The organism is Clostridium pabulibutyricum (assembly GCF_058242705.1).
Genome location: NZ_JBZAYZ010000027.1, coordinates 1 through 6,295 on the forward strand (window position 1 = coordinate 1; position 6,295 = coordinate 6,295).

General features: G+C 28.8%; 6 protein-coding genes. 2 read left to right on the forward strand and 4 right to left on the reverse strand.

The features are described from left to right. Window positions 1-594 precede the first annotated feature (594 nt). Window positions 595-846, forward strand: coding sequence for a hypothetical protein (locus AC4CVH_RS15975; RefSeq protein WP_490788714.1), 252 nt, complete (start codon window positions 595-597; stop codon window positions 844-846). Between the two features lie 206 nt (window positions 847-1,052). On the opposite strand, the gene AC4CVH_RS15980 is transcribed toward AC4CVH_RS15975, so the two are convergent. Beyond that, window positions 1,053-1,583 carry a YqxI family protein gene (locus tag AC4CVH_RS15980; protein ID WP_490788715.1) on the reverse strand — a complete coding sequence of 177 codons (531 nt, stop codon included), beginning with the start codon at window positions 1,581-1,583 and terminating at the stop codon, window positions 1,053-1,055. Window positions 1,584-1,656: 73 nt separating this feature from the next. Here AC4CVH_RS15980 and AC4CVH_RS15985 point away from each other — a divergent pair, with 73 nt between their 5' ends. Next, a complete protein-coding gene (locus tag AC4CVH_RS15985; protein ID WP_490788716.1) occupies window positions 1,657-2,145 on the forward strand; it encodes a hypothetical protein in 489 nt (162 codons plus the stop codon). A 1,287-nt stretch (window positions 2,146-3,432) separates the two neighbouring features. Here the strand turns inward: AC4CVH_RS15985 and AC4CVH_RS15990 are convergent. From AC4CVH_RS15990 to AC4CVH_RS16000, 3 genes are all read right to left on the reverse strand, one after another. Then, complete coding sequence (locus AC4CVH_RS15990) at window positions 3,433-3,909, reverse strand: hypothetical protein (RefSeq protein WP_490788717.1); 477 nt, start codon at window positions 3,907-3,909, stop codon at window positions 3,433-3,435. Between the two features lie 13 nt (window positions 3,910-3,922). Next, window positions 3,923-4,909 (reverse strand): protein rep, encoded by a 987-nt coding sequence (locus tag AC4CVH_RS15995; RefSeq protein WP_490788718.1) that lies wholly within the window; start codon window positions 4,907-4,909, stop codon window positions 3,923-3,925. 474 nt (window positions 4,910-5,383) lie between these two features. Beyond that, a complete protein-coding gene (locus AC4CVH_RS16000; RefSeq protein ID WP_490788719.1) occupies window positions 5,384-5,806 on the reverse strand; it encodes a hypothetical protein in 423 nt (140 codons plus the stop codon). Window positions 5,807-6,295 lie beyond the last annotated feature (489 nt).

Genomic DNA, 6,295 nt, shown 5'->3' on the forward strand with positions numbered 1-6,295 from the left:
AGAAATAAAAAAACAAAATTTATTAAGGGTACACTTATACATCGTATCCAACAAGTACAAAATAAAAAGCAGGATAAGACACATCCAACAAAACGACGCACATAAATGTCAGAGCCACTTTGAATATATCCCACTTCAAAAACAGATATCCAAAAAGTTGGAGTACTTATTGCCAAAAGCATTGATATCTCTAGTTTTCATATAGTCCCAAAAGTACTCCAACACCAAAAAATTAATTTCTTTTTCCCTTATCACAAAATTTTATCAAGGCAGATAAAAAGTCAAGGGTTCGCTTCGCCAGAGAAAAAAATTATTTTATTTCTGCAGATTGTAAATCAGCTAGAAATAAAATAATTTTTTTCTCTGCCCTTGACTTTTTATTCTGCTTCTTGATTTAGAGTGATTAAAGGGAAAAAAGAAATTTTATGCTAAGACCATCAAAGGAAGTGATGTAATGACTTGAACTTATATATCAATCAAATATATCAATCAAAAAATGTTAAAGACAGCCCCTCGGAGGAGACCATCCCTACAGATTTAAGTTTACCTTCAAGGGCTGAAGCAGTCAATTATTAATTTTTGGAGGTAATGGAAATGGAAAAAGAAATTATCAATATTGAAAATTTAAAAGTAACTTTAAGAGAAAAATTTATTGAGGATAAAGGCGGATTATATAAAGACAATACCAAAATAAAAAATTTAATTGAGGTACTTCAAAGTCAGGATGAAGACCTTGGCCTTGATATAGAAAATACTTTAATAGATTATATTTACAACATAGCAGCTGAATTTTACAACACTGGTTTTGATGACGCCAGGCTATTTTTAAAAAATTTTATTTATTAATTTAACTACAAAAACACACCGTTAACATAAATTTTTTCATATTAACGGTGTGTTTAAACTCTTTCAGTATCTCAACAATATATTAATTATTTTTATTAGTACTAAAAAAATTAAAAACATAAACAAACTATAAAAGTATCTATGGTCAAGAAAATATCAAAGCTATCCAAAATGAAAAATCTTTATTTATATTCATTCAGTCAAATTTATATAAGAGACATAATTATATCCGCAATATTTTCAGCTATTTTCCCAGGAACACCGGCATTATGTAAAGCCGATACTAAAGCAGACCTGGTACCAGAACTCAGTTGTTCAGTTGCATACGCTATTCTTCTGGCATAATGATCAATTAATCTAGCTTTAGACGGCGATAATGGTCCAATCGCATATTTAAGTGCTTTCCCTCCAATTCTGCAAACATATCCAAAAGCTTTTATAGCTTTCAATGTATAACCAACTACTCCTTGAGGTTGTATAAGAGAATTTTTCGAAAGAGATGCATTATTATAATTAAGAGTAGAGACATATTTTATAAAATCACTAGTTGTCCCATTTTGATGACTAGATATATAAGTATTTATTTTTGAAACATTAGCAGCACTTACATTTTGACTAATAGAAACAGGATTAGATGCCGACTTTGCAAAAACTGATGTAACTGGAGCCACAGTAGTTCCTAAAAAAATTAAGAAAGTAGAAAACAAAACAGATTTCATTACAAATTTGTTTTTCAAAATAACCACTCCCAACAGTATATTTTTAGTACAATATGTATTATACTACTTTTTTGGATGGAGATGGTTAAATATGACAAAAAGAGACAAATATACTTTAAATGATAAAATATTTGCTATTATTATAGTAATAGCAATGTGTATAGGTATAATTGCAATTCCAGTAACTATATTTTGTAAAGCCATATTAATAATATCAAAAACAAATCTCATAATAATCAATGGAACTAACAACTTTGACCTCATAATCACTATAATTAAATTCATGATACTAACAATATCAGTAATAATCATTACTGCTTTAATTTTCAATTCAATATTAGAAAAAAACAAAGGAATAAAACAAAACATAATGGAATTTATACTAATGTATTTAGTAATACTATTATATACAATAACATACTCACACTTCTCAATTAACAGTAAACTAGTCATAAAAAAAGAAGGTATACTATGGACATCAATATACCTATTTGCTTTATATATTCTAACACTAATAACATTTAAAATAATAGAAAAACTATATGAAAAAATAATATTGAAAAAAAGAAAATCAAATTAAAATTACTATACTCAACAACTATAAATGCAAGAATATCAAAGTCTTATACTAAAAAAATAGAGTGATTTTAATACAAAAACTTAGTATTTACAATACTTCAACAGTAATACATATTATATCTAAAAAGTAGGGAGACAAATTGCCTCTACAAAATCTACTTAACAAGTAAGTAGATTTTGCGTCATAAGAAAAATTCGCATGAGGCGAAACACAATTAAAAATTGTTTTTTTCTTTGACGTCCGGCAATTTGCCTCCCACAAAACTCTATCAAGCAACTAAACCAAAAACGCACCGCACACATGAAAAATTTCATGTACACGGTGCGTTTTTACTCCAAAATATAAACATTATTCAATAGAATTAATTAATTATTAAATCAAGTATTAAATATATTATAATATAAAACATGGTAATATCTCTGCTCACAAAGGTGGTGATATATCTCATGTACTTAATCTGTTTTTCTGCTCTCCTGGGCTTAATACAAATTGGAGAATACACAAGCGAAAACGATAAGATGAAAAAGTTTTTATCTTACTTGAAAGTAGCTATTATATTCCTAGTTATCGGTATTAGCCTAGGTAGAGTAGACTTATACTGATACTAAAAAATAAAACTAAAGAATTAAAAACTATAAAAATTCCATTTCAGCCAATACGCAGAGAAACATATTACCTTAGTTTTTAATTCCAACGAGATAAGCACTGGATGCGCGTCCAGTGCTTATTTTTGCCAGGGATAAGCCGCATCCCTTGATGGCAATACATCTCATGTACTGTTTTTCTAATCATAGTATACACTAAATTTATAGATGTATTCAACGTTAAAACATCAAAATGTTATTAAAAATAATATTAAATGCTATTTACAATAACATTTCAACACTTGTCATTCATATAATTCAATTTTATACTATTTATAGTTAAGTCTTTAAGCAATTCTACAATAGAGATAAAACGCACCGTGTACATAAAAAAATTCATGTGTACGGTGCGTTTTATATTTTACTTTTTAATAAATTTTTATAAAAAATTTCGCACACACCGGATACGGTATATAAGTGCGCCCTTAATAAATTAAAGGGATATGATATAATCAAAATATGTCTTTTATAACTTCTAAGATTACCACTAACTACAAAAGTGCTATCAGCTCCGATAGCACTTTAATTCTATGTTCAAATTGCAACGGAGTTTTAGGGGGAGAATCCCCCTAAGTTATACAGGGTTTTAGGGAATTTTTAATGCCCTAACAGGAAGGGTGGAGTATTCCTCCCATAATCCTGCTTAATACCATTCCTCACCATTTTTAATTACATGCAACCATTCATTTTTATCATTTATTTCACACTCAAATCTCAAATAATCATCCACTTCATTTTCTAAAATATCAAGGTGTTTATACTCTTTATCTCTCCATGTATGTATTACTAATTTTAAACCATTTCTGCAAATAGCATTAACAGTTCCACCCAAAGGTACAAACTCATCATCTTCAATATTTTCTTTACCCAAATACAATATATCTTCCACGAAATTAATACTTCCAGGCACTATTTGAGACCTTACTTCTAAAAATTGAGCATTAAAAAACTTAACTATAAACTTTTTATAAAAAGTTCTATTTAAATCATCAAGCCTATTGTATCCATCAATTTTTTCATAATCAAATCCATGAACCCTCAACAAATCATCTGTATTTTTCAACTCAAAATCATTCAATCCATTTAATTTATATAAATTTTCAATTTGTGCTATATCCAAAGGAACCCCCCCTCTAATCAATTTTTACATACTGCTTATAACCTATATTCCACTTATAACTTTCAATAACATAGTCCACGTCTTCCCTCAATTCCACTTCATCATCATCATTAACATGAACCAAATCTCCGTCTTTTATATCATCAAGATTTAAAGCTTTATGTATTTTTTTAAGTTCCCCACCAAAGGCAACAAGCCTTCTACCCTTCAAAACATAATTTAAAGTTTTAACAATTTCATCCGTTGTTTTTTCATCACCATAAATCAAATAATCATTATCCTTTACAGTATACTTTGCAGCTTCGGCCACACTTTTTTTAACTACTTTTTCACCTAAAGCTTTAAAAGCTCTAACATCAACTATAGGAGTGTAGTCTACCTTCAAACAACTTTTCCATAACTCAACCCAGTCATTTTGAGAAATATAATAATCTTTATCGGTAAAATAACTTTTATTCACCATAAGTATCACATGAAAATGAGGATGATATGTATCGTTTCTCAAATTATGTGTTATCTCCAAAGCCCTAAACCAACCCTTAACAGACCTTTTAAAAATTTTTCTCTCACTCATTTTTTTAAAAGCTTTAAACAAATTATCCAAAGTCTTGTCCAAATCACAAGCTTGTACAGATTCACACGTCAGCGTAAGAAAAATAAACCTGTAATCTCTATTTTCAAGTGCTTTATTCATAATTTTTGAGACTTGTCCAAACAGCTTCAATGAACGTCTCCACGCACACAACGGACACAATCTATCCCTACAGGAATTCAATCCATGCAACTTCCTCACACCGTCCTTAAAAACTTTATACTGTAAAAGAGTACTGCAATCACGAACAATATATGACTTCTTGAGTCCAAGCCTTTTATAACTATCTGCCAGAAGCAAATTCCTTTTTTTCTTATCAACCCAATCTATCTTCTTTCCAGCAGTTGTGTAATCATGCAGTATTTGAATTTGTTTTTCATCAGTTTTTTTGGTATTATTAATATACAATAAAAGTCTAGCTCCTTTCGTTAGGATTTTACATACTGAATCTAACTTCTTTCGTTAAAATTGTTGTAAGATCACTGTAAAATCTTTTCGTTAGGGAACGTATAAAAATCCCCTAGTGTTTATAAAATTTTGACTTTGACAATTAAAATTTTACCACTAGGGATTTTTAGTGTCAAAATATATATCGTAAAGCTAGATAAATCAAGACTTTACGATATATAAAAATAAATCGCTGTTGTTTCTATAGTATCAAGTTAAGAAAAAACTCGATTTTTTTTAGCAAAAAATCGGCTAAAATAGGGCCTTCGCAAGGCCTATTTTTTTTCAAAAAATGCTCAATAAGAATATCAAGCAAAAAAATCGAAATTTATGCTAAAAAATCTATGCTAAAATAAATTAGTCAACATAAAAAAAATCGACACAACCATTATCCATATCATTAAAAAATAAAAATGCACTTTTAAAAGTGCATTTTTATTTTTTAATGATATTCAAATCCAAATTCTTAGATTTTACAAACCTAGTTATAAAATCATTTATTATTCCACTAACACTTATATCATGCAAAAGGGCGTATACCTGCAAAAGCTTATATTCTTTTTTATTCAAAACCAAATTAGCACTGCACTTTTCAACATCAGAAGGAGGACGACCGACGCGAACAGGATTTTTAAATTCCGGATTCTTAGGTTTCGGACACCCCGGCAGTTCTTTAAATTTAACAAATTGATTATTCACAAACACATACCCATTCTTTTTAATAATGCCTGATTGGCTCTTAGAGACCCCTAGAAGCTTGGTAAAAATAAAAGACAAGCTATTCCCCTTCTGAAGCTCTAAATTTAAAAATTTGACCCTCTCGTCAATATTTAGTTTTTTATATTCATCACCATTCATTTTTATAAATACCCCCACATAAAAGTAAAGAAATTACCAATTAATTACTTTTATGTTAATATAATTTAAAAACAAAATCAATACACAATTACATAAACAAAAAAAATAAAAGCACATATTAAATTCACAACATAGCTCTAAAATTAATTTTAAGCCATTTTAAACAACTTTAACCATAAAGACATACTTTTATATGCATAACAAATTAAATTGTCAATATAAAGCCTCTACACGAATTTTAAGCACATAAAAATAAATTAGTCCAGATATTCAAGAAATAAAAAAACAAAATTTATTAAGGGTACACTTATACATCGTATCCAACAAGTACAAAATAAAAAGCAGGATAAGACACATCCAACAAAACGACGCACATAAATGTCAGAGCCACTTTGAATATATCCCACTTCAAAAACAGATATCCAAAAAGTTGGAGTACTTATTGCCAAAAGCATTGATATCTCTAGTTTTCATATAGTCCCAAAAGTA

Excerpts from the sequence above, each read along its gene's own strand:
- AC4CVH_RS15975 (WP_490788714.1), top strand. The coding sequence starts at position 595 with ATGGAAAAAGAAATTATCAATATTGAAAATTTAAAAGTAACTTTAAGA.
- AC4CVH_RS15985 (WP_490788716.1), top strand. The coding sequence starts at position 1,657 with ATGACAAAAAGAGACAAATATACTTTAAATGATAAAATATTTGCTATT.
- AC4CVH_RS16000 (WP_490788719.1), bottom strand. The coding sequence starts at position 5,806 with ATGAATGGTGATGAATATAAAAAACTAAATATTGACGAGAGGGTCAAA.